Source organism: Bradyrhizobium sp. 199, assembly GCF_023073355.1.
In the GTDB taxonomy this organism is placed as follows: Bacteria; Pseudomonadota; Alphaproteobacteria; order Rhizobiales; family Xanthobacteraceae; genus Bradyrhizobium.
Genome location: NZ_JADPJI010000005.1, coordinates 64,006 through 85,095 on the forward strand (window position 1 = coordinate 64,006; position 21,090 = coordinate 85,095).

Annotated in this window: 20 protein-coding genes and 1 pseudogene; 9 read left to right on the top strand and 12 right to left on the bottom strand. The window is 64.5% G+C overall.

Features of this window, described 5'->3' with window-relative positions:
- Positions 1-2 precede the first annotated feature (2 nt).
- The 5 genes from IVB28_RS08660 to IVB28_RS08680 form a co-directional block, all read right to left on the bottom strand.
- Positions 3-386 (bottom strand): Hsp20/alpha crystallin family protein, encoded by a 384-nt coding sequence (locus IVB28_RS08660; RefSeq protein ID WP_247525653.1) that lies wholly within the window; start codon positions 384-386, stop codon positions 3-5.
- Positions 387-536: 150 nt separating this feature from the next.
- The gene (locus IVB28_RS08665) at positions 537-1,103 is read right to left on the bottom strand and encodes a ferritin-like domain-containing protein (protein ID WP_247525654.1); all 567 of its coding nucleotides are present in this window, start codon (positions 1,101-1,103) and stop codon (positions 537-539) included.
- Between the two features lie 108 nt (positions 1,104-1,211).
- Positions 1,212-1,418 (bottom strand): hypothetical protein, encoded by a 207-nt coding sequence (locus tag IVB28_RS08670; protein WP_247525655.1) that lies wholly within the window; start codon positions 1,416-1,418, stop codon positions 1,212-1,214.
- Between the two features lie 86 nt (positions 1,419-1,504).
- Positions 1,505-2,692 (bottom strand): carboxylate-amine ligase, encoded by a 1,188-nt coding sequence (locus IVB28_RS08675; RefSeq protein ID WP_247525656.1) that lies wholly within the window; start codon positions 2,690-2,692, stop codon positions 1,505-1,507.
- Between the two features lie 2 nt (positions 2,693-2,694).
- Positions 2,695-3,438 (bottom strand): gamma-glutamyl-gamma-aminobutyrate hydrolase family protein, encoded by a 744-nt coding sequence (locus tag IVB28_RS08680; RefSeq protein WP_247525657.1) that lies wholly within the window; start codon positions 3,436-3,438, stop codon positions 2,695-2,697.
- Between the two features lie 361 nt (positions 3,439-3,799).
- On the opposite strand from IVB28_RS08680, the gene IVB28_RS08685 reads away from it, so the two are divergent.
- The 3 genes from IVB28_RS08685 (at position 3,800) to IVB28_RS08695 (ending at position 7,033) form a co-directional block, all read left to right on the top strand.
- Complete coding sequence (locus tag IVB28_RS08685) at positions 3,800-4,426, top strand: MarC family protein (RefSeq protein ID WP_247525658.1); 627 nt, start codon at positions 3,800-3,802, stop codon at positions 4,424-4,426.
- A 157-nt stretch (positions 4,427-4,583) separates the two neighbouring features.
- The gene (locus IVB28_RS08690) at positions 4,584-5,237 is read left to right on the top strand and encodes an L-fuculose-phosphate aldolase (protein WP_247525659.1); all 654 of its coding nucleotides are present in this window, start codon (positions 4,584-4,586) and stop codon (positions 5,235-5,237) included.
- 8 nt (positions 5,238-5,245) lie between these two features.
- Entirely contained in the window at positions 5,246-7,033 is a 1,788-nt protein-coding gene (locus tag IVB28_RS08695) for a chloride channel protein (protein WP_247525660.1), read from the top strand.
- A 45-nt stretch (positions 7,034-7,078) separates the two neighbouring features.
- Here the strand turns inward: IVB28_RS08695 and IVB28_RS08700 are convergent, their stop codons facing one another.
- Positions 7,079-7,336 (bottom strand): DUF2798 domain-containing protein, encoded by a 258-nt coding sequence (locus IVB28_RS08700; protein ID WP_247525661.1) that lies wholly within the window; start codon positions 7,334-7,336, stop codon positions 7,079-7,081.
- A 300-nt stretch (positions 7,337-7,636) separates the two neighbouring features.
- Between IVB28_RS08700 and IVB28_RS08705 the strand changes: the two genes are divergently transcribed.
- From IVB28_RS08705 to uraD, 5 genes and pseudogenes are all read left to right on the top strand, one after another.
- On the top strand, positions 7,637-8,041 hold the full coding sequence (locus tag IVB28_RS08705) for a hypothetical protein (protein ID WP_247525662.1): 405 nt from the start codon (positions 7,637-7,639) through the stop codon (positions 8,039-8,041).
- 389 nt (positions 8,042-8,430) lie between these two features.
- Positions 8,431-8,663: pseudogene (locus IVB28_RS08710) on the top strand (hypothetical protein).
- Between the two features lie 86 nt (positions 8,664-8,749).
- Entirely contained in the window at positions 8,750-9,163 is a 414-nt protein-coding gene (locus IVB28_RS08715; protein WP_247525663.1) for a DUF3830 family protein, read from the top strand.
- Positions 9,164-10,099 carry an allantoinase PuuE gene (gene puuE / locus IVB28_RS08720; RefSeq protein ID WP_247525664.1) on the top strand — a complete coding sequence of 312 codons (936 nt, stop codon included), beginning with the start codon at positions 9,164-9,166 and terminating at the stop codon, positions 10,097-10,099.
- A gap of 3 nt (positions 10,100-10,102) precedes the next feature.
- On the top strand, positions 10,103-10,990 hold the full coding sequence (gene uraD / locus IVB28_RS08725; protein WP_247525665.1) for a 2-oxo-4-hydroxy-4-carboxy-5-ureidoimidazoline decarboxylase: 888 nt from the start codon (positions 10,103-10,105) through the stop codon (positions 10,988-10,990).
- On the opposite strand, the gene IVB28_RS08730 is transcribed toward uraD, so the two are convergent.
- Together IVB28_RS08730 and IVB28_RS08735 are read right to left on the bottom strand one after the other, a co-directional pair.
- On the bottom strand, positions 10,987-13,713 hold the full coding sequence (locus IVB28_RS08730; RefSeq protein WP_247525666.1) for a molybdopterin-dependent oxidoreductase: 2,727 nt from the start codon (positions 13,711-13,713) through the stop codon (positions 10,987-10,989). The genes uraD and IVB28_RS08730 overlap by 4 nt on opposite strands.
- On the bottom strand, positions 13,710-14,537 hold the full coding sequence (locus IVB28_RS08735) for an FAD binding domain-containing protein (RefSeq protein WP_247525667.1): 828 nt from the start codon (positions 14,535-14,537) through the stop codon (positions 13,710-13,712). The genes IVB28_RS08730 and IVB28_RS08735 overlap by 4 nt, the downstream gene beginning before the upstream one ends.
- Positions 14,538-14,683: 146 nt before the next feature.
- Between IVB28_RS08735 and IVB28_RS08740 the strand changes: the two genes are divergently transcribed.
- On the top strand, positions 14,684-16,033 hold the full coding sequence (locus IVB28_RS08740; RefSeq protein WP_247525668.1) for an 8-oxoguanine deaminase: 1,350 nt from the start codon (positions 14,684-14,686) through the stop codon (positions 16,031-16,033).
- A 107-nt stretch (positions 16,034-16,140) separates the two neighbouring features.
- Here the strand turns inward: IVB28_RS08740 and IVB28_RS08745 are convergent, their stop codons facing one another.
- The 4 genes from IVB28_RS08745 to IVB28_RS08760 all read right to left on the bottom strand — a co-directional run bounded on the left by IVB28_RS08745 (position 16,141) and on the right by IVB28_RS08760 (position 20,839).
- Positions 16,141-17,217 carry a BMP family ABC transporter substrate-binding protein gene (locus tag IVB28_RS08745; protein ID WP_247525669.1) on the bottom strand — a complete coding sequence of 359 codons (1,077 nt, stop codon included), beginning with the start codon at positions 17,215-17,217 and terminating at the stop codon, positions 16,141-16,143.
- Between the two features lie 77 nt (positions 17,218-17,294).
- Positions 17,295-18,212 (bottom strand): ABC transporter permease, encoded by a 918-nt coding sequence (locus IVB28_RS08750; RefSeq protein WP_247525670.1) that lies wholly within the window; start codon positions 18,210-18,212, stop codon positions 17,295-17,297.
- The gene (locus IVB28_RS08755; protein ID WP_247525671.1) at positions 18,199-19,290 is read right to left on the bottom strand and encodes an ABC transporter permease; all 1,092 of its coding nucleotides are present in this window, start codon (positions 19,288-19,290) and stop codon (positions 18,199-18,201) included. Before IVB28_RS08755 ends, IVB28_RS08750 begins: the two co-directional genes overlap by 14 nt.
- Positions 19,274-20,839: an ABC transporter ATP-binding protein gene (locus IVB28_RS08760; RefSeq protein WP_247525672.1), complete on the bottom strand. Its 1,566-nt coding sequence runs from the start codon at positions 20,837-20,839 to the stop codon at positions 19,274-19,276. Before IVB28_RS08760 ends, IVB28_RS08755 begins: the two co-directional genes overlap by 17 nt.
- Positions 20,840-21,090: the final 251 nt, after the last annotated feature.

Below are 21,090 nucleotides of genomic sequence, written 5' to 3' on the forward strand. Positions count from 1 at the left end.
CCTCAGGATTTGGCAAGGCGCAGCGCGACGCAGCCGTCCATCACGAAGCGGCTGATGACGTAGCGGCCGAGGGGCAATGCAATGCGGCGCTCAAAACGCCCCTGCGGCAGCTCGAGCCTATGGATGCGGGCGTTGCGAAGCTCCGGCGGAAGGGTGCGCTGGCCGGAGATGACGAGCACCCCGTCATGGATGACAGTCTCGACATTGTCGGGATTGACGCCGGGAAGCGCGACCAGGATCAGGAGCTCACGCTCGGTCTCGAGCACGTCGATCGGCGGCTCCCAGCAGGCTTCCTGGCGGCCGAACTGCTGGCGCAGCCGTTCGGCGCGCGTCAGCGAGTCCAGGGCTTCGGACAGCATCCAGTCGAGGGGATTTTTCGGTTGCATGATGGAGGCTCGGCGGTGGGAAAGTCAGCATATGGGGCTGGTTCCCGGGAATGCCAGCCCGGCGGCGCGGACGTGCCATGCAGATCATGCGATCCGAAAAGCAAACGCCGCGGCATAGGCCGCGGCGTTCCGTAGGGCAGGCGCAACTCATCAGGCCGCGGCGCGATACTCTTCTTCGGCTTCGAGATTGATCACGGAGGTCGCGAGCTCCGTCAGCGTGTGATCAGTCGCCTCTTCCTCGTCCAGCGTCGCCTGCAACAGCCTTGCTGCGTCCTGCATGCCGAGCTCCTCGGCCCAGGTGCGCAGCGTACCGTAGCGGGAGATCTCGTAATGCTCGACCGCCTGGGCGGCCGCGAGCAGTCCCGCATCAAGCGCCGGCGCGCCCTTGAACTCCTTCATGATCTCGGCGCCCTCGTCGGTAATGCCGTTGATGGCTTCGCAGGGCTTGCCGCGTGCAGGCTTGCCCAGCATCTTGAAGATCTGGTCCAGCCGCTTGACCTGGCCCTGGGTCTCGCGCAGGTGCTTGTTGAAGGCGGCGGCCAGCTCTTTCGACTGCGCTGCCTTCGCCATTTTGGGCAAGGTCTTGATGATCTTGTTTTCGGCGAAATAGATGTCCTTCAGCGTCTCCAGAAACAGGTCGCTGAGCATTTTTGGCGCCTGACGCGGCCGCCGCGCCGCGGTCTTCTTGCTTGTGCGCTTCTTCGCTTTTTTAGCCATACGTCCTCCTCATGAGGTGACACGGGAGGGCCTCGCCCTCCTCAATCCTCAGGCGATCAAAGCCGTTTGACGAACGAAAGTTCCAAACTGCAACCGGCGTTCGGTCGCTCAGGTCGGGCGCTTGTGGGGATCTTCCTGGCGCTGCCGCTCCTCCGTCGCGCGATCGAGCCGTGCGCGCTCGCCGCCGCGCAGGTGGCCGGCCTTCATCACGCCATAGACGAGGACGCCGCCGAGCACGAACGCGCCGATGAACCAGAGCCAAAGCATTTGGGCCGAGGCGTGACCCAGCAGCATGCTAACTCCGTTATCGCTCATGATTGGTCTCCACCGATGTCCATTGCGATCATGCTGAGCTAAGTCGGCGACCGAAACGTCGTTCCATCCGACCGCCCACCGCCGCGTCAGACCAGATCCGGCATTGACTGCCGTAACGGCGCTCCCTTCGGCTCGCTGCCCCGCGCGGTGAAATCACCCGCCTCAGTCGAGGTCCGCAGCCATTTCGTCACGTCGCCGATGGCTTCCCATGGCGACCGGCCGAATTTCCTCAGGCCGCGGAAATATTCGAGCTGAAGATGCGCCGAAGTGCCGCGCTTGGGAATGGTCTTGAGATGCTGGATGTCGTCTTCGATGCCCAAGTGCGCGATGTCGCCCGCCAGCTTCGCGATCACCGCCTCGAGCCAGCTCCTGAACGAAACCGGTTCGAACGACACCAGATCGATGTAGGTGCCGTCGGTTCCATAGCGCTGGGCGCGCCAGCGGTTTTCCTCGATCAGCGCGCGGTGCACCGCCGAATAGGTGGCATTCAGATCGGGATGATGGATGGCGTGCCGGACGAGGGCGCGGAATAGCGCCGCGATCGCCACCGAATCCGCGATCGCTGTGCAGCAGTCGGTGATGCGCAGTTCGAGAGTCGGATGCTGCAGCGAGGGCCGCAGCGCCCACCAGACATAGGTCGCGTTGGGGACGATGCCTGCGTCCACCAACGTCTTCACATAGGTCTCGTATTCAGCAAGGTTCCGAAACATCTCGGGGAAGCCGGTGCGGGGCAGGGCGTCGTTAGCGGCATTGCGGTAGCCCAGCAATCCAGTGGGATAGCCGCACCAGAACGGCGACGAGGTCGAGAGCGCCAGCAGCAGCGGCAGGAACGGCACCAGACGATGCATGATCTCGACGCGCTGATCAGGCTCGGGCACCTCGACATGGACGTGCAATCCGCTGATCGGGTTGCCGAGGCCGACCATTCCGAGGTCGCTGATGACTTTGCTGTAGCGGCGCTTTTGCGTCATGCGTTGCTGCTGCGGCTGGGCCAGCGGATGGGTGCCTGCGGCGATGATGCCGACGCCGTGGTCCTTGCCGACCTCGGCCAGAACCGAGCGGTATCGCGCAAGCTCCGCGATCGCGTCCGCCGAAGATGCCAGCGGCGGCGTCGCCACCTCGATCTGCGATTGCAGGATTTCGGTGGTCAGGCGCTCGCCGAGGCGTTTCTGGGCCACAACCATGTAAGGCTTGGGCAGTTCGGAGCGTGGGGCCGCCGATTGGCGATTGACCAGAAAGTACTCTTCCTCGATGCCGAAGCGGTAGCGATGCATGTCTAGGCTGCCCCTTGCGTCTTCGCACGCTGGCGAACCGCGTCTCCAAAGGCCGAGAGGATGCGCGCCGATGCACGGTCCGTGCTTGCCCAATAGTCCGGATGAAAGAGGGTGCCGAGTGCAAAGCCGCTCGCGCCTTCGACGCTGACGGCTTCGATCGCGCCGTCCTCGGCCACGGCTTCCGCGACGAGGCCCGGAGCCAGATCGGCGATCAGGAAGCTGTGCAGCGAATTCACCAGGAGGTCGTCCTCGCCGCAGATCTGCTGCAACATGCCACCCTTGCGCAGTGTCACCTTCTGCCGCAGCCGGTAGCGGGCATCCTCATTGTCTGCTTTCGGCGTGCCGTGGCGTTTATCCTCGGGCAGATCATCCGGCTCCTTTATCAGCGTGCCGCCAAGGGCGACGTTCAGCTCCTGGATGCCGCGGCAGATAAAAAGTGCGGGGATGCCCCGCGAAAGCGTCCTCGGGATCAGGCGAAGTGCGACCTCATCGCGGAATTCATCGAACGGGCCGTCGCGCGCCTCGTCAGCCGTTTGCCCATAGCGGGAGGGATGGACATTGGTCTGCCCGCCACCGACGAGAAGGCCGTCGAGGCCGTCGAGGTAAGCATCGATATCTGCTTCGGGCGCTGCGGGCAGAACCCGCGGCACCGCGCCCGCGACGAGGCCGATTGCGCTGACGCAGGTCAAGGCGACCGAGGCGAGCTGTTCGCCGCGCGCAATCATGGAATCGGAGAGAATGCCCACCTGTGGCGCGCCGCTGCGGCCTTGCCATTGGCCACGCGATGCGCTGCGCCGCCACTGCTGAAGACCGTAAGCAACCGCGTCTGCGGCGCTGCCGAATTGATGGATCGCAGCCTTGAGTTCTCGGACGTTTGTCCCTAATCGAAGTGCCCAGCGGCTGCAGGCGACGGGATCGTGCGGATCAATTCTGGAACGGGGCTCGTGCAATTGTCTCGGTGCTTCTGTTTGTGTCTTGATGACAAGTGCAACGGCAATCGTGGAGAATGGTTGCTTTGCAATTGAACTGCTTGATCTTTTTGCCCCGCACCGCTCTTAACTTTTGTTATTGCTGGGCGCTTGAATAAGTCCACCGGGAGAAACCCTCATGATTGATTTCTCCCTGTCCGCCTTCGTGACGCTGCTGCTGGTCGTCGATCCCGTTGGTCTCGTGCCGGCGTTTCTGGCTGCTACGGCTGGCATGCCCGACACTGCCAAGCGTACGATCGCCTGGCGCGCGCCGCTGATCGCGGCCTCGATCCTGGTGGTGATCGCGCTGGTCGGAAACTGGCTGCTCCGCCAACTCGGGATCGGCATCCCCGCCTTCCAGATCGCCGGCGGGCTGCTGCTGTTCGGCGTGTCCTACCAGATGATCTTCGGCGATCGTCCGCATCGCGAGGCCCGCGAGGCCGACAAGGCGACGGCCGAGCACGTCTCCGATGTCGCGGTATTTCCCCTGGCCATTCCCATGATGGCGGGCCCCGGCGCGATTGCGACCACGCTGCTCCTGTCAGGCGATGCCGGCCACGGGGCGAGGCTCGCGATCATCATCGCGGTCGTCCTCTCGGTCTGCCTGCTCTGCATGCTGTGCTTCGTCTCGGCTCACCTGATCGCGCGCACCTTGGGCCGCACCGGAAACGCCGTGCTCTCGCGCGTCCTCGGCATGCTGCTCGCCGCCTATTCCGTGCAGTTCGTGCTCAACGGGATTGTGGCCGTTCGGACCAGCCTGTCGTAGGACTGCGATATCAGGTGAATCCATTGATTCTGTCGTCCATTTCGTGGTTTGGCAGGAGCCTCGCCAAGGCGATACCGGATCCGGGCCGCTTTCGCTTGCACTGCCATGTTGCTTTGACGTACTTCCGGTCTAACAAGCCCAGCGTCAGGAAATCGGGATGTCGATGACTGCGGACGAGCTCGCCAAGAGACAGGCTATCATCGACGCTTGCCGGCGCATGAACGCGCTCGGTATCAACCAGGGCACCTCGGGCAATATCTCTGTCCGGCATGTGGACGGGCTTCTGGTCACGCCGACAAGCGTGCCCTATGAGGCCATGATGCCGGACCAGATCGTCTTCATGGCCATGGACGGCGCACACGCGGCCGATCAAAAGCCGTCGAGCGAATGGCGGTTTCATCGCGATATCTTGAAGTCGCGGCCGGACGTCAACGCCGTCGTGCACGCTCATCCGACCTATTGCACCATCCTGGCGATCATGGGCATGGAGATTCCGCCGGTGCACTACATGATCGCGGCGGCGGGCGGCGACAGCATCCGATGCGCGCCCTATGCGACGTTCGGAACCGTGGAGCTATCCGACCATGCTGTGCGGGCGTTGGAGGGGCGGCTTGCCTGCCTGCTCGACCATCACGGCATGATCGCGATCGGCAAGACGCTGGACAAGGCAATGTGGCTGGCGGTGGAGGTCGAGACACTGGCGCGGCAATATCACGGCTGCCTCCAGATCGGACAACCGCCGTTGCTTCCGAGCGACGAGATCGAGCGGGTCCGCCAGCGCATGGCCGGCTACGGCCTGTCGGAAGAGTAGGACAGAAGGTGTTCGTGCGGATCAGGCATCTCGTCGATGGCAAGGGGACGAACCGCACCATGGTTCGGCTCCGCGCCCTGTTGCGCAGCAACGAGTTCTACCTGATCCCGCTGGCGCTGGTGATCGGCACGCTGGCCGGCGCGGTCGTGACGCTGATGGCCGAGATCGCGCAGATCGCGCATGTGGTGATTTACGGCATCCCCATCGACGTGCGCCTCTCGTCCAACGCCTATGTGAGTCCCTGGGCCGCGCTGCTCGCGCCTGCGCTCGGGGGGCTTGCGCTCGGCATCATGGAATGGTCGCGGCGGCGCATGAAGATTTCGAGCGCGGTCGATCCGATCGAGGCGAATGCGCTGCGTGGCGGCAATCTGTCGATGCGCGACAGCGTGGTGGTGTCGAGCCAGACGCTGATCTCGAACGGTTGCGGTGCGTCCGTCGGCCTCGAGGCCGGCTACACCCAGATCGGCTCGGGTATCGCCTCGTTGTTCGGCAAGTTCTTCAATCTGCGCCGCAACGATCTGCGCCTGATGGTCGGTTGCGGCGCTGCCGCGGCGATCGCGGCGGCGTTCGGTGCGCCGATCACGGGCGCGTTCTATGCCTGTGAGCTGATCGTCGGCGTTTATTCGGTCGGCAGCGCGGCGCCGATCCTGGCTGCCTCGCTCGCCGGCGCGTTGACCGCGCAGTGGCTCGGCGGCGCGCCCTATTCGTTGGAGATACCCAAGGTCAGCGCCGTCGGCGTCGAGCAATACCTGGCGCTGATCGGGCTCGCGCTCATCACCAGCGGCGTCGGCATCGCCGTGATGCGCTCCTCGCCGATGTTCGAGCGGCTATTCAAATGGCTGCCGGTTTGGCTGCGGCCGGTGTTTGGCGGCCTCATTGTCGGCGGTTTCGCGATCGTCACGCCGCAGGTGCTGGCGGCCGGCCATGGCGCCATGGTGCTCGATCTCTTTCACGAGATGGCGATCGGCATGATCGCGCTGATCATCGCCTTGAAGGTGACCGCCTGCCTGATTTCGCTCGCCTCGGGCTTCCGCGGCGGCTTGTTCTTCGCCTCGCTGTTCGTCGGCAGTCTGATCGGCAAGTTCTTTGCCGCGGTGCTGCTCTTGATCAGTCCGAATTTTGCGATCGATCCCTTGGTCGCGATGCTGACGGGCATGGCGACGCTCGGTGTCGCCATCGTCGGCGGCCCCCTGACCATGTCGTTCCTGGTGCTCGAGATGACCCGCAATGTCGACGTCACCGCCGTGGTGCTCGCCGGCTGCATCGTCACCTCGATCTGCGTCCGCTTCATGTTCGGTCACTCCTTCTCGACCTGGCGCCTGCATCTGCGCGGCGAAACCATACGCAGCGCCAACGACGTCGGCTGGCTGCGCAATCTCACCGTGGAGCGGCTGATGCGCTCCGACGTCGGCAAGGTGCCCTCGACCACGACGATCGCCGCGGTGCGCCGCGAATTCGCGCTGGGCTCGCGGCCGGGAATCGTCATCGTCAACAATGCCGACGAATATGTCGGCCTCGTCCTGCTGCCGGATTTGTTCTCCGGCGACCTCGATACCATCGCCGACGAGATCCAGGTGATCGAGCTCGCCCGCCTGATCGACATCGTGCTGATTCCGGAAATGAACGTGAAGTCGGCGATGGCAGTGTTCGACGAGGCGGAGGCCGAAATGCTGGCGGTGGTCGATTCCACCGACAGCCGCAAGGTGGTCGGCTTCCTCACCGAAACCTTCGCCCGCCGCCGCTATGTCGAGGAGATCGACAAGGCCACGCGCGGCGTGCTCGGTGCGCTGTCGTAAAGTCGCTTGGAGGCGGGACGGCGGGTCCACCGCCGTCCGCGCCGGTTATCCGCCTGGTTGAGATGGGGACGCGACGAGCAGCCTCACGATGCGCCGGACCATCGGCAGTACCAAGAGCAGCGTCGGAAAGGCGACCAGCCAGGACAGCGCCCAGGCGCCTGGCCACGTCGCGAGGAATGCCGGCGTTGGGCCGAGGCTTCGAAGCGTGGAAATGACCGACACCACGGCCGTCATAAGGATGGACAGCACAAATGGCATCACGATCGGCGCATAGCGCGCCGGCAGTTTGCGAACCGCAATCATCTGATTCTCTAGGGGAAAAGGACGCGTCGATCACGGTGAACCTGCAAATGGCATCGATCCCGACAGCGTCGGTTGATGCGTTGGTTCACGTAAAACGCTTACGGCGACCGAAAAAGGCGCGGCTGTTCATTATCCGCTCAGGTTCGATGGTTCAAGCTACGATTTGGCCGTTGATTTACAATCGTTCAAAGCGTGGCAGATTGCCGCGAACGTGAAACCATCTCAATGGTTTGCGCATTAAACAGGGTTGCATATCTCTTCATTGGGCAAGAACTCAGGCAAGGGCATAGGAAGGTCAAAATGACTGTTAGAGCCATGATTTCTGCAGCCGGCCGCAACATGGTGCTGGCCGCGTTCACTAGCCTGGCATTGGTCGCAAGCTCCGCGTCGCCCTCGGCTGCGGCGTCGCCGGCTGAACCGGCATCCGCGAAGCCTGTCACCGCCGGGCAGGGCTCCTCCGACGTCACCGATTTCAGCGCAGCCCGCCGTCGCTACTATCGGCGCGGCCCGAACGCTGCCGGTCTCGCCTTCATGGGCCTTGCGGCGGGCGTGATCGGTGGTGCGATCGCCGAGAGCCGGCGCCGAGACTATTACGAGAACCGCTATTATTACGGCTCGCGTCCTTACTACGGGGGGCAAGGCTATTACGGCGGTCAGGGTTATTATGGCGGCGGCAGTCCGTTCTATTACGATCCCGGCTACTAGTACCGGCCACGTCGAGCGACGGTTTTCGACGCTACCTGGATTGGGTTGCACGAAAGGGCGGTGCTTGTGTCGCCCTTTTTTGATGCGTTGGTGCTCCCGTAGCCCGGGTCAGCGCAGCCTACTCCGGACATTGCTTGGGGAAACCCGGATGTCGCTGCGCTTCATCCAACCTAGGGGTCGGGCCTGTGTCGCACTCTGTCAATCCACTCGCGTAAAAACATTCCACCTTACCGAAATTCGGTTTTGGCGCATATGTCGTCCATCCCGGCTCATCCAAGAGGGGCGATCTTGTGGTCGTCACGCTCGCGAGCCGGGCTTGCGGTGGACGCGGCAGCGTCGGTACGAGATGGGAGGGCAGGGCGGGTAGTCCCTGTGAGGTCCTGCTGCTGATGGTGTCCCCGTCAGCGGCGCAAGCCAAAGCGCCGAAGACCACGAAGACGCGTCCCGATCCCTGTGCCCCGATCGGCGTACCGCGGATGGCAAGCTGGTCTACGCCATGACGTGCGAGACCCTACCGGCGCCGCCGCAAGCGGAACTGAAGGAGGCGCCGCCGCCTGCCGCCGGGCCGGAACCGGAGACGCGGCGGAGCGGCATTTTCGGCTGGTCCTACGACCGCAGGTGACGTTGCCGCGCACTTGCGCGAAGCTGTCGGGAGTGCTCTTTGCTTCAAAGGTTTCGTGGGCCACTGGCCCGACCCAGAGAGATGAGATGGGCAAACTCGTTATCCGTGCGGGCGATTTCACTTTCGATGCCCGCTTCGAGGAGCAGCTGGCACCCAAGACCGTCGCCGCCTTCCGCAAGGCGCTGCCGTTCGAAAGCCACATCATCCATGTGCGTTGGAGCGGCGAGGGCGTGTGGATGCCGCTCGGTGATCTCGACTTCGGCGTCGGCTACGAGAACCACACCAGCTATCCCGCGCCCGGCCAGATCATTCTCTATCCCGGCGGCATCAGCGAGACCGAGATCCTTCTCGCTTACGGCGGCGTGCAGTTCGCGAGCAAGATGGGCCAGCTCGCCGGCAACCATTTCATCACGCTGACCTCGGGGCTGGAGAACCTGGCGACGCTGGGCAAGAGCGTGCTGTGGAAAGGCGCGCTGCCGATCCGTTTCGAGGAAGCCTGAGTGGCCGATACAAGCTACCCACGCGATCTCCGCGGCTACGGCCGCAACCCGCCGCACCCGCAATGGCCTGGTGACGCACGCGTCGCGGTGCAGTTCGTCGTCAATTTCGAGGAAGGCGGCGAGAACAACATTTTGCACGGCGACCGCGCCTCGGAAGCCTTTCTGTCCGACGTTCTCGGCGCGCAGCCCTGGCCGGGTCAGCGCCACGCCAATATCGAGTCGATGTTCGAATATGGCTCGCGCGCCGGATTCTGGCGACTGTGGCGGATGTTCACCGCGCGCAACTGGCCGACCACGGTGTTCGGCGTCGCCACCGCGCTGAAGCGCAATCCCGAGATCGTGGCGGCGATGAAGGAGGCGAGCTGGGATATCGCCAGCCACAGCCTGAAATGGATCGAGCACAAGGACATGACCGAGGCGCAGGAGCGCGCCGAGATCGCGGAGGCGATCCGCGTCCACACAGAAGCCACCGGTTCGCGTCCGCTCGGCTGGTACACCGGGCGCTCCTCGATCAACACCAACCGTCTGCTGATGGAGGAAGGCGGCTTCCTCTATCTCTGCGATTCCTATGCCGACGATCTGCCCTATTGGATCAAGGGTGCGAGCGGCAAGCAGCTCATCATTCCCTATACGCTCGACGCCAACGACATGCGCTTCATCAATCCGCAGGGCTTTGCCGAAGGCGAGCAGTTCTTCACCTATCTGAAGGATGCCTTCGACGTGCTCTATGCCGAAGGCGAGAGCGCGCCGAAGATGATGTCGGTGGGCCTGCACTGCCGCCTCGCCGGGCGGCCCGGCCGCGCCGCCGGTTTGATCCGCTTCCTGGATTACATCGGCAAGCACGAGCGCGTCTGGGTGCCGACCCGATTGCAGATCGCGCAGCACTGGCACGACAAGCATGCGCATCTGGCGGCCGACGCATTCGAGGTCGGATAAGGAATGTCACAGATCTCGCTGGCCGATCTCAACGCAGCAAGCAACGCCGATTTCGTCGCGGCGCTCGCCAACGTCGTCGAATACTCGCCGTGGATCGCCGAGCAGCTCGCTGGCAAGCGGCCGTTCGCCGGCATCAATCAGTTGCACACAGCGTTGATGGCGGCGATCCAGAGCGCCGAGCCGGAGGCGCAACTGGCGCTGATCCGGGCGCATCCCGATCTCGCCAACAAGACCCAGCGCGCGGCAGGGCTCACGGCGGAATCAACTGACGAGCAGAACAGCGCTGGGCTCGACCGGCTGTCGGAGGCCGAGTACGCGGCGTTCGGGCGCGTCAACAACGCCTATCGCGACAAGTTCGGCTTCCCCTATATCGTCTGCGTGCGCCGCCACACCAAAGAGTCCGTGCTGCGCGACTTCGAGGTCCGGTTGCGCAATATCGCAAAGACCGAGACGCGGCGTGCGATCGAGGAGATCGGTCGCATTTCGGCGCTCCGGCTGGATCAGCTCGTCATTGCCGACGACAAGCTGAAGGTGCATGGCCGGTTGTCGACGCATGTGCTGGACAATCACATTGGCAAGCCCGCGGCCGGCATCCCGATTGAGCTGGTGGAACTCGCGAGCCTCGGCGAGAGCCGCGTCATCGCGCGGGGGGTCACCAATGCGGACGGTCGCACCGATCATCCGCTGATCGGCGGCCGCCCGTTGCCGATCGGCCGCTACGAGCTCAGATTCAACGTTGCCAAATATTATGCCGGACGCAATGTGCCGCTGTCCGATCCGCCGTTCCTCGACGAAATCCCGCTGCACTTTGCGATCAGCGAGCCGGAAGGCCATTACCACGTGCCGTTGCTGGTCACGCCCTGGAGCTATTCGACCTATCGTGGCAGTTAGCTGCCGAACTTGTCGTGCAGCGCCGGAAACAGCCGATCCGGCTTGAAGGGTGGCGCGGTGAAGCGGATGCCGGTGGCATTGGCAATCGCGTTGCCGAGCGCGGCGGCAACCGGATTGTACGGGCTCTCGCTCATCGACTTAGCGCCAAGCGGCCCGATCGTGTCGCACGTCTCGGCGAAGTACACCTCCGTGCGCGGCACGTCGGCGAAAGAGGGCAGGTGGTAGTCGCGGAATTTCGGGTTGGTGACGCGGCCGCTCGCGTCGATCACCATCTCCTCGTAGAGCGCGGCGCCGAGCGCCTGCGCGACGCCGCCTTCGACCTGACCGCGGCACTGCATGGGATTGGCGACGATTCCAGCGTCCGCCGCCTGCACGCTCCTGAGAATCCTGAGCTCGCCGGTGCCCTTGTTCACGGCGATACGAAGCCCCTGGACGTTGAAGCCGACCGAACGCGGCGTGCCCTCGGAATTGCCGCTGCTCGCGAATGGCTGTCCGCGTTCGCGCGCGAGCTTGACCAATTCGGTAAAGGGCATGCGCCGGACGCCGCTGACGACGGCATTGTCTTCGAGCACACAGGCCTGGACGTCGCACAGCCACGCACCGGCGGCCGCCGCCTTCAGCTCGGTCGCAAGCTGCATGGAAGCCGCATGAGTCGCCTTGCCGGCGACAAACATGCCCGCGCTGCCGTAGGCGCCGGTGTCGTGGCCGCCATGGGCCGTGTCGGACTGGCGCAGGCGGATTCTGTCGACGGTGGTCGCGAGCGTGGTCGCTGCAATCTGCCGGTGCACCGTGCTGGTGCCGTTGCCGAACTCTGCGGTGCCGACGGTGAGGTCGAAACCGCCGTCCTCGCTGAGCGCGATCGTGGCGTCGGCGATGTGCCCCGCTGGCGGCGCCGAGTCGATCATGGTGAGAGCGATACCGTCGCCGATCAGCCATTCCGGCGAAAGCTCCGGCTGCGGGCCATCAGCCTGCATGGCGCGCTCGACGAGATCGAGGCATTGGTCGAGCCCGTAGGAGCCATAGACGACGTCGTGAAATTCGGATGGTGGCGGCGACAGCATGGGGTCGCCGTCCCTCACGATGTTGCGCCGGCGCATCTCGTACGGGCTGATGCCGAGCTGCCTTGCCAGCTCGTCGATTGCGGCTTCCACAGCGATCAGCGCCTGCGGCAGGCCGTAGCCGCGAAACGCCCCCGCCGGCACCGTGTTGGTGTAGACAGCGGCGCCGTCGACCCGCTTGTTCGGACAATTATACACGCTGATGGACTCGGCCAACGCATGGAACATCACGGGGCCGGCGTGATTGCCGTAAGCGCCGGTGTTGGAGAGCAGATCGAGCTGAAGCGCGGTGAGCTTGCCGCTCGCATCGGAGCCAGCCTTGATATGGACCCGCATCGGGTGCCGCGTCGAGGTCGCGATGAACTGCTCCTCGCGCGTGAGCTCCAGCTTCACGGGACGTCCGGTCCTTAGCGCGGCGAGCGCTAGAATGTCCTCGACGAACATCTCCTGCTTGCCGCCAAAGCCGCCGCCGACGCGCCCGCAGAACACACGCACTTTGTCCATGGGGAGCTCAAAGATCTCGGACAGCGCGCGGCGGGTCAGGAACGGCACCTGGGTCGAGGTGCGGACGTTGAGCACGCCCGAAGCATCGAGCCAGGCGAGCCCGCCATGGGTCTCCAGCGCCGCATGCTGCACGCGATGGCTGTGAAAGGTGCCTTCATAGGTGACCGCGGACGTCAGGAGCGCCGTCGCGACGTCGCCAAACTCGCCGTGGGTCTCAGCGGCAAGGTTGCGCTGGGGATCGGCGATGCGGTTCGCCCTGGTTCGATCAGGGTGAATGATCGGTGCGCCAGGCGCCATCGCCTGCTCCGGATCGATGAGCGCGGGCAAAATCTCGTAATCCACCTTGAGCCGGCGGCATGCCTCTTCGGCGGCGGCTTCGCTCTCGGCGACGACGGCAGCAACCCGCTGTCCGATGAAGCGGACGACGTCGTCGAGAATGCGGGTGTCCTCTGGGTCCATCCAGTCCTTCTCGTGCCGCGCAGTGGACATCAGGACAGACGGCGCATCCTCATACGTCAGCACCGCGTGCACGCCGGGAATCCTCAGCGCTTCCGACGTGTCGATCGCGACGATCCTGGCGTGAGCATGAGGCGACCGCAGCAGCTTGATGCGCAGCAGGCCGTCGATGGCGGTGTCGAAGGTGTAGCGGGCCGTGCCGCGCACGATGTCAGGGCCCGCCGGTGCCGGCAGGCTGCGGCCGAAGGCGGAACCGGCCTCGACACTCGCCTCGACATTGGTCTTGCCGAGCAGTGCATCCTCGATCGAGCGATAGCCGGTGCAGCGGCAGATATTGCCCTTCAGCGCTGCGCCGAGATCGGTTCGCTGAGCCTGGTTCAGCGAGACGCAGGTCAGGATCATGCCGGCGGTGCAGAAGCCGCATTGGAAGCCCTGCGCATCGAGGAAGGCCTGCTGCATCGGATGCGTGCCGCTCTCTCCGCCCAGACCTTCGATCGTGGTCACAATGCGTCTCTCGGCGCGGAACGCCGGGATCAGGCAGCTATGCACCGGCTCCCCGTCGAGCAGCACGGTGCAGGCGCCGCAATCGCCGGCATCGCAGCCCTTCTTCACGCCGAAATGGCCGAGTTCGCGCAAGAACGTGCGCAGACACTGGCCGGCGCGCGGCGTCTGCGCAAACGACTTTCCGTTGACCTCGAAGCTCATGACGGCATCGCTCCCAGCAGCTCGCAGCGAATCTCTTCAGCGAGCCGAAGCGTCATGTGCTTGCGCCAGAGCGGCTGCCCGTGGATGTCGGTGTGGTACAGATCGTCCGTGATCTGCTGCTTGATCGCGTCGCGCAGCGTGCTTGCGGCCGGGACCCCTCGAAAGGACAGTTGGATCGGCCGCACGGTCGATGCGGTGACCGTGAGCGTCAGCGAGTCATCGATATCAAGGCTGCCGATGAGCAGCGCTGCCGAGCGGCCGACCGGCGCCAGCGAAATCTGGCGAAATGCGGTGCGGCGCTTCAGCGCGGCGATTGGAATGTCGATCTGGCGAAGCAGGTCGCCCGGCGTTAGGCGATTGCGCTGGTTGCCAGTGACGAAGTCGACGACAGGAACGTTCTGCTCGCGCCCGCCGGCCTTCCAGATGGTGCAGACGCCGTCGAGCGCGGAGGTGAGCGAGATCATCGGTCCCGCCGGCAGCGACATGCAGAGATTGCCGCCGACGGTCGCGGTCTTCCAGATCTTGAACGAGGCAAGAAAGGCGCGGCAGCACTGGCCGATCAGCGGCGCGGCGAGCCAGTCAGGCGGGCAGGCAAGTCCGTCGAGCTCCGCGATGGTGCAGGTGGCGGCGATCGAGAGATGGCTCTCGGTGATCGTCAGCGCCGGCCATTTCAGGTCGGTGAGATCGATCAGCCGCGTCAGCTGCGTTTGCGGCTCCGAGAACAGCCAGGTGCCGCCCGCGAGCCAGGCATCGCCTGCCGTCCACGCGGGCAGCTGCGTGCGCGTTTGCGGATGGGCGACCGCTGTGATGGTATTCAAATCCATGGCTGCGCCAGCGCTTCCGTCGGGTGAATCGTCCAAGAGAAAGTGTTGCAAGACGGGAGCCAAGTGGCAACAACAAGTCGGAGCAAGGACGCAGTCGTCCTCCGCCTTGGGGGCCCCCGTCAGCGGATGTGAGGAGAAGCGGGACCATGAGCGATTCATTGCCGATCTGGATCAAGGATCCCTTGGCCATCCTCGCCGATGGTGCCGAGCGCGGCATCGTGGTGAAGGACGGCCGGATCGTCGAGCTCGTCCCGGCCGGCAGTACGCCTGCGACCGCTGACGTCGCGGTGTTCGATGCCGGCGAACACGTCGTGCTGCCGGGCCTGATCAACACCCATCATCACTTCTACCAGACGCTGACGCGGGCGCTTCCGGCGGCGATGGACCGCGAGCTGTTCCCCTGGCTCCAGGCGCTCTATCCGGTGTGGGCGCGGCTAACGCCTGAAGCGCTCGAGCTCGGCGTCACCGTGGCGATGTCCGAACTGCTGCTCTCCGGCTGCACCACCACGACCGATCATCACTACGTCTTCCCCGCGGGGCTCGAGGACGCGGTCGATATCGAGGCCGGCGTCGCAAAGCGGCTCGGAATGCGCGTGCTGCTGACGCGCGGCTCGATGAATCTGTCGCAGCGCCACGGCGGCCTGCCGCCCGACAGCGTCGTGCAGGACGAGGACACGATCCTCGCCGACAGCGCGCGCGTGGTGGCGAAGCATCACCAGCGCGGTCCGGCTGCCATGGTGCAGATCGCGCTGGCCCCTTGCTCGCCGTTCTCCGTGACGACCTCGCTGATGCGCGCCACCGCCGGTCTTGCTGAAAAACTCGACGTGCGCCTCCACACCCATCTCGCCGAGACCGACGACGAGAACAAATTCTGCGAGCAGATGTATGGCTGCCGCCCGCTCGACTATCTCGAACAATGCGGCTGGCTCAATGCGCGCACGTGGCTCGCCCATGGCATCTTCTTCAACGCGGACGAGATGAAGCGTCTCGGGAAGGCAAGGACGACCATCAGCCATTGCGCCTGCAGCAATCAATTGCTGGCGTCCGGCTGCTGTCCCGTGTGCGAGATGGAGGAGGCCGGGGTCGGAATCGGGATCGGTGTCGACGGCTCGGCCTCGAACGACGGCTCGAACCTGATGCAGGAGGTGCGGGCCGCGTTCCTGCTCCAACGGGCGCGCTATGGCGTGACCAAGGTCAGCCACAAGGATGCGTTGCGCTGGGCCACCAGGGGTTCGGCGGCCTGCGTCGGCCGGCCGGAACTCGGCGAGATCGCGGTCGGCAAGGCCGCCGATCTCGCGCTGTTCAAGCTCGACGAGCTGCGCTTCTCCGGCCATGGCGATCCGCTGGCGGCGCTGGTGCTATGCGGGGCGCATCGCGCCGACCGGGTGATGGTGGCCGGACAATGGGCCGTGATCGACGGCGCGGTCCCGGGCCTGGATGTCGCTGACCTGATCCGCCGCCACAGCTCGGCGGCGCGGGCCATGCAGACCGCATAGGGGCAGAAATTGAAAGAGGGGGCGACCACAAGTGCCGGGTGCTTCTGGCCACCCCCTCCGAACCTCCTCCGCGAGGAGCAGGTGATTTGGGTAAAGCAAGAAGCGTGCTACTTGCCCGGCAGCTTATCATCGATGCCTTTGACGTAGAAATTCATGCCGAGAATCTGGCCGTCGTCGAGGTGATCGCCGCCCTTGCACTCCACCGGCTTGCCGTCCTGCCCAATGATCGGGCACTTGAACGGATGCAGCTTGCCCGCGGTGATCGCGGCCTGGGCATCCTCCGCCATCTTCTTCACCTCGTCGGGCATGTTGGTATAGGGCGCCATCGCGAACATGTGGCTGTCGAGGCCGCCCCAGCTGTCCTCGGACTTCCAGGTTCCGGCGAGCTCGGCCTTGACGCGTTCGATGTAGTAGGGCCCCCAGGTGTCCAGGATCGAGGTGAGCTGGGTCTTCGGCCCGAACTTGATCATCTCGGAATCTTGCCCGAAGGCGAGCTTGCCGCGTTCGCTGGCAATCTGCATCGCGGCGGGCGAATCCGTGTGCTGCATGATGACGTCGGCGCCCTGGTCGATCAGCGCCTTGGCGGCGTCGGCCTCCTTGCCGGGATCGAACCAGGTGTTGGCCCAGATGATCTTGGCCTTGATGTTCGGGTTGATGGTCTGCGCCGCCAGCATCGTCGCGTTGATGCCGGAGACGACCTCCGGAATCGGGAATGAGCCGATATAGCCGAGCACGCCCGACTTCGACATCTTGGCCGCGATCAGACCCTGAATGTAACGGCCCTGCCACCACTTGGCCGAGTAGGTCGACATGTTCGGATTGCGCTTGTAGCCCGTGGCGTGCTCGAAATGCACGTTCGGATATTTCTTGGCGACCTTCAGCGTCGGGTCCATGTAGCCGAACGAAGTCGTGAAGATCAGCTTGTTGCCGGCGCGCACGAGCTGCTCGATCGAGCGCTCGGCATCCGGGCCTTCAGGCACGTTCTCAAGATAGGTGGTCTCGATCTTGTCGCCTAGTTCCTTCACCAGCGCCTGACGCGCGAGATCGTGCTGATAGGTCCAGCCGAGATCTCCGATCGGACCCAGATAGATGAAGCCGACCTTCAGCTTGTCGGCGGCGGAGGTTGCACTGACGCTCCCGGCGAGCAAGAGCCCGGTAGCAAGCGCGAGAAATGATTTCCTCATCATCGATCTCCAAACATCAGGGGAAAGCCACGATCCGCAACGCGCGCGCCCCATCGCGCACGCCGCGGAAATGAAATTCAGCGGTCAGGTACGAACACGGTGCCGAGCGCGGCCGGTGCGGTCGAGCCGCCGCTGCGCGCGCGGGAGAGCAGGACAAGAACGATGATGGTCGCGAGATACGGCAGCGCCGACATGAACTGCGAGGGGATCCCAACGCCCCAGCCCTGCGCATGCAGTTGCAGGATCGTCACCGTGCCGAAGAGATAGGCGCCGACCACGAGCCGGCCCGGCCGCCAGGACGAGAACACTACGAGCGCCAGCGCGATCCAGCCGCGACCCGCGGTCATGCCCGGGATGAAGAACGGCGTATAGGCGAGCGGCAGATAGGCGCCGGCGAGCCCAGCGCAGGCGCCGCCGAACATCACGGCGAAGGTGCGGATGCGGAGCACGGGGTAGCCGAGCGCATGCGCGGAGACGTGGTTGTCGCCGCAGGCGCGCAGGATCAATCCTGCTCGCGTGCGGTACAGGAACCACCAGACGCCGACGACGAGTGCAACGGAGACATAGACGAAGGCATCCTCGCCGAACAGCACGCGGCCGGCCAGCGGGATGTCGGTGAGGCCTGGAATGGAAAGGTGAACTGCAGGGGTGATGCGCTCGCCGACGAAGCGGGCACCGATCAGTCCGGACAGCCCGACACCGAAGATGGTCAGCGCGAGACCCGTCGCCACCTGGTTGACGGCGAGCCCGAGGGCCATCAAAGCGAAGATCAGCGACATCATCGTGCCCGCGACGATGCCGAACAGCGCGCCAATGAAAATCGATCCAGTGAGCCAGGCACCGGCAAAGCCGCAGGCCGCGCCGACGATCATCATGCCCTCGACGCCGAGGTTGAGCACGCCGGAGCGCTCGGCGACGAGCTCGCCGGTCGCCGCAATCAGCAGCGGCGTCGAGGCGGCGAGCACCGCGAGGATGATGGCCTCAACCAACTCCACGGGTCACCTGTTGGTTCGAGGACACCAGCTTGAAGCGGTAGAGGATCAGGGAATCGCAGGCGAGCACGTAGAACAGCAAAACGCCCTGAAACACCTTTGTGACGTCCAACGGAATCTTCATCGCGATCTGCGCCTGCTCGCCACCAATAAAAGTCAAGGCAAGGAAAAGACCTGCAATTAATATTCCAAGCGGGTTCAGTCGACCGAGGAAGGCGACGATGATCGCGGTAAAGCCATAGCCGGGCGAGATGCCGGGCTGGAGATGTCCGACGGGCCCCGCGACTTCGATGATGCCGGCGAGACCCGCGAGCGCTCCCGAGACCGCGAAGGTCAGGATGATCAGCTGGTTGGCATTGAAGCCGCCGAACCGTGCCGCACGGGGCGCGGCGCCGACGACGCGGATCTCGAACCCCTTGATGGTGCGAGCGAGCAGGATCGCCGCTGCCGCGACGACGAGCAGGACGATGATGGAGCCGAGATGCAGCCGGCCGCCTTCGATCAGCAGCGGGACCGTCGCTACGGGATCGAACTCCGCCGTGGTCGGGAAGTTGAAGCCGTGCGGATCGCGCCAGGGTCCGCGCACGAGATAATCGAGGAGGAGGTCGGCGACATAGACCAGCATCAGGCTTGTCAGGATCTCGCTGGCCCCGAACTTCACCTTGCAGATAGCCGGGATCAGCGCATAGAGCGCGCCTGCGGCGGCAGCGAGCACGAGCATGGCCGGCAGCACCCAGGCGCCCGCGTCCGTGCCTTGCGTCTTCACCGCGAACCAGCTCCCGGCGACCGCGCCGATCAGGAATTGTCCTTCAGCACCGATGTTCCAGGCATTGGCGAGATAGCAGAGCGAGAGCCCGATCGCGATCATCACCAGCGGCGTCGCCTTCACCGCGATTTCCTGGAGCGAATAGCTGTCGGTCAAAGGCGCGATGAAATAGGCGTGCAGTGCGAGCAGCGGATTCTTGCCGAGGATCGCGAACAGGATGACCATGGTCACGATCGTGAGCGCGATCGCGATCAGTGGCGAGACCAGCGCGATCGTATTGGAGCGTTCGGCGCGCTTCTCAAGCACCAACTGCATGCGCGGCCTCCTTCGGCTCCAGGCTGCTGCCGCCCATGAGCAGGCCGAGCTTTTCGCGGCTCGCCTCGCTCGTGGCGAGCGGCGCAGACAGCTTGCCGTGGAACATCACGGCGATGCGGTTGGCGATCTCCGAGAGCTCGTCGAGATCCTGGCTGGTCACGAGCACAGCGGCGCCCGCGGTTGCGAGATCAAGCAGCGCCTGGCGGATCACGGCGGCGGCGCCGGCATCGACGCCCCAGGTCGGCTGGCCCACTACCAGTACCGCGGGCTTGCGCAGGATCTCGCGTCCCACGATGAACTTTTGCAAATTGCCGCCGGAGAGGGATCCTGCTTCAGGATCGCGCTTGGCCTTGCGCACGTCGAACCTTTCGGTCGCGCTGTCGACCGTCTTCAGCGTGGCCGCGGTGTCGATGAAGCCGCGATGGACCATGCCGCTGGCGGCATGTCCGGTGAGCAGCGCGTTCTCCGACAGCTTCATGCGCGGCGCGGCGCCGTGGCCGAGCCGCTCCTCGGGCACGAAGGCGGCACCCAGCTTGCGCCGCTGAGTGATGGAGAGATGGCCGGCGGCGATGCCTTCGATCACGACTGTGCCGGGATCCTTCGACAGCCGCTCACCGGACAACGCGGCGAACAATTCGTCCTGGCCATTGCCGGCAACGCCGGCGATGCCAAGGATCTCGCCACCCTTCAACTCGAACGATATGTGCTCGAGCCGTACGCCATGCGCCTCGCCTGGTGCGAGCGAAAGATCGTTGACGACGAGGCGCGGCACGGTGGTCTTCCGGGCCGATGCCGCCTTCACCTCCTTGATGTCGCCCCCGACCATCATGCGTGCGAGCGAGGCAGCGGTCTCGAGCCTGGGATTGCAGGTTGCGATCTTCCTGCCGCCGCGCAGGATCGTGGCGGTATCGCAAAGCCGCTTCACTTCCTCGAGCTTGTGGCTGATGTAGAGGATGGCGCGCCCTTCGGCCTTGAGCCGCTCCAGCACGATGAAGAGCTGGTCGGCTTCCTGCGGTGTTAAGACGGCGGTGGGCTCGTCCAGGATCAGGAATTTCGGGTCCTGCATCAGCGCGCGGACGATCTCGATGCGCTGGCGCTCGCCGACGGACAATTGCCAGACCTCGCGCCGGGGATCGAGGGGAAGGCCATAAAGTTTCGACACCTGCTCCAGGCGCGCCGACATGTGCTTGAAGGACTCCTTGCCGTCGAGGCCGAGCGCGACGTTCTCGGCGACGGTGAGATTGTCGAACAGCGAGAAATGCTGGAACACCATGCCGATGCCGCGGCGGCGCGCGTCCGAGGGACCGGACAGTCGCTCGCCCTGCCAGCGGATCTCGCCGGCGCTGGGCTGGATCAGTCCGTAGATCGCCTTCACCAGCGTCGACTTGCCGGCGCCGTTCTCGCCGAGCAGTGCGTGGATCTCGCCGGGCCAGATATCGATGTCGATGCAATCGTTGGCGAGGAAATCGCCGTAGCGTTTGGTCAATCCGGCCGTCTGAAGCAGCGGGGATTCGCCGGAATGCAGGCCTTTGGACGTCGGATCTAACATTCGCTGATGCGCTTGCATGGGATGGAGTGCCTCAATACTGGGCCAGTTTGAGCCGCCGCGTAAGATGCGAAAAAGCGTCATCCCTTGCCCAACGCTTCGGCAAGCATGGCAGTGCCGGGAAGGGCGCGTCGTTTTCGAGCGACGATCGCCGCTAGCAGCTTCGGACGGGCTGGCGCAGTCGCGGCTCCCAATGGCGTCTGTTGCAAATTTGTGACGGTTTGAACCAATTCGGAACCCGCGGTGCAGGCTTG

Excerpts from the sequence above, each read along its gene's own strand:
- IVB28_RS08735 (WP_247525667.1), bottom strand. The coding sequence starts at position 14,537 with ATGGATTTGAATACCATCACAGCGGTCGCCCATCCGCAAACGCGCACG.
- IVB28_RS08730 (WP_247525666.1), bottom strand. The coding sequence starts at position 13,713 with ATGAGCTTCGAGGTCAACGGAAAGTCGTTTGCGCAGACGCCGCGCGCC.
- IVB28_RS08740 (WP_247525668.1), top strand. The coding sequence starts at position 14,684 with ATGAGCGATTCATTGCCGATCTGGATCAAGGATCCCTTGGCCATCCTC.
- IVB28_RS08705 (WP_247525662.1), top strand. The coding sequence starts at position 7,637 with ATGACTGTTAGAGCCATGATTTCTGCAGCCGGCCGCAACATGGTGCTG.
- IVB28_RS08745 (WP_247525669.1), bottom strand. The coding sequence starts at position 17,217 with ATGAGGAAATCATTTCTCGCGCTTGCTACCGGGCTCTTGCTCGCCGGG.
- IVB28_RS08675 (WP_247525656.1), bottom strand. The coding sequence starts at position 2,692 with ATGCATCGCTACCGCTTCGGCATCGAGGAAGAGTACTTTCTGGTCAAT.
- IVB28_RS08715 (WP_247525663.1), top strand. The coding sequence starts at position 8,750 with ATGGGCAAACTCGTTATCCGTGCGGGCGATTTCACTTTCGATGCCCGC.
- uraD (WP_247525665.1), top strand. The coding sequence starts at position 10,103 with ATGTCACAGATCTCGCTGGCCGATCTCAACGCAGCAAGCAACGCCGAT.
- IVB28_RS08755 (WP_247525671.1), bottom strand. The coding sequence starts at position 19,290 with ATGCAGTTGGTGCTTGAGAAGCGCGCCGAACGCTCCAATACGATCGCG.
- IVB28_RS08700 (WP_247525661.1), bottom strand. The coding sequence starts at position 7,336 with ATGATTGCGGTTCGCAAACTGCCGGCGCGCTATGCGCCGATCGTGATG.
- IVB28_RS08660 (WP_247525653.1), bottom strand. The coding sequence starts at position 386 with ATGCAACCGAAAAATCCCCTCGACTGGATGCTGTCCGAAGCCCTGGAC.
- IVB28_RS08685 (WP_247525658.1), top strand. The coding sequence starts at position 3,800 with ATGATTGATTTCTCCCTGTCCGCCTTCGTGACGCTGCTGCTGGTCGTC.
- IVB28_RS08690 (WP_247525659.1), top strand. The coding sequence starts at position 4,584 with ATGTCGATGACTGCGGACGAGCTCGCCAAGAGACAGGCTATCATCGAC.
- IVB28_RS08670 (WP_247525655.1), bottom strand. The coding sequence starts at position 1,418 with ATGAGCGATAACGGAGTTAGCATGCTGCTGGGTCACGCCTCGGCCCAA.
- IVB28_RS08665 (WP_247525654.1), bottom strand. The coding sequence starts at position 1,103 with ATGGCTAAAAAAGCGAAGAAGCGCACAAGCAAGAAGACCGCGGCGCGG.
- IVB28_RS08760 (WP_247525672.1), bottom strand. The coding sequence starts at position 20,839 with ATGTTAGATCCGACGTCCAAAGGCCTGCATTCCGGCGAATCCCCGCTG.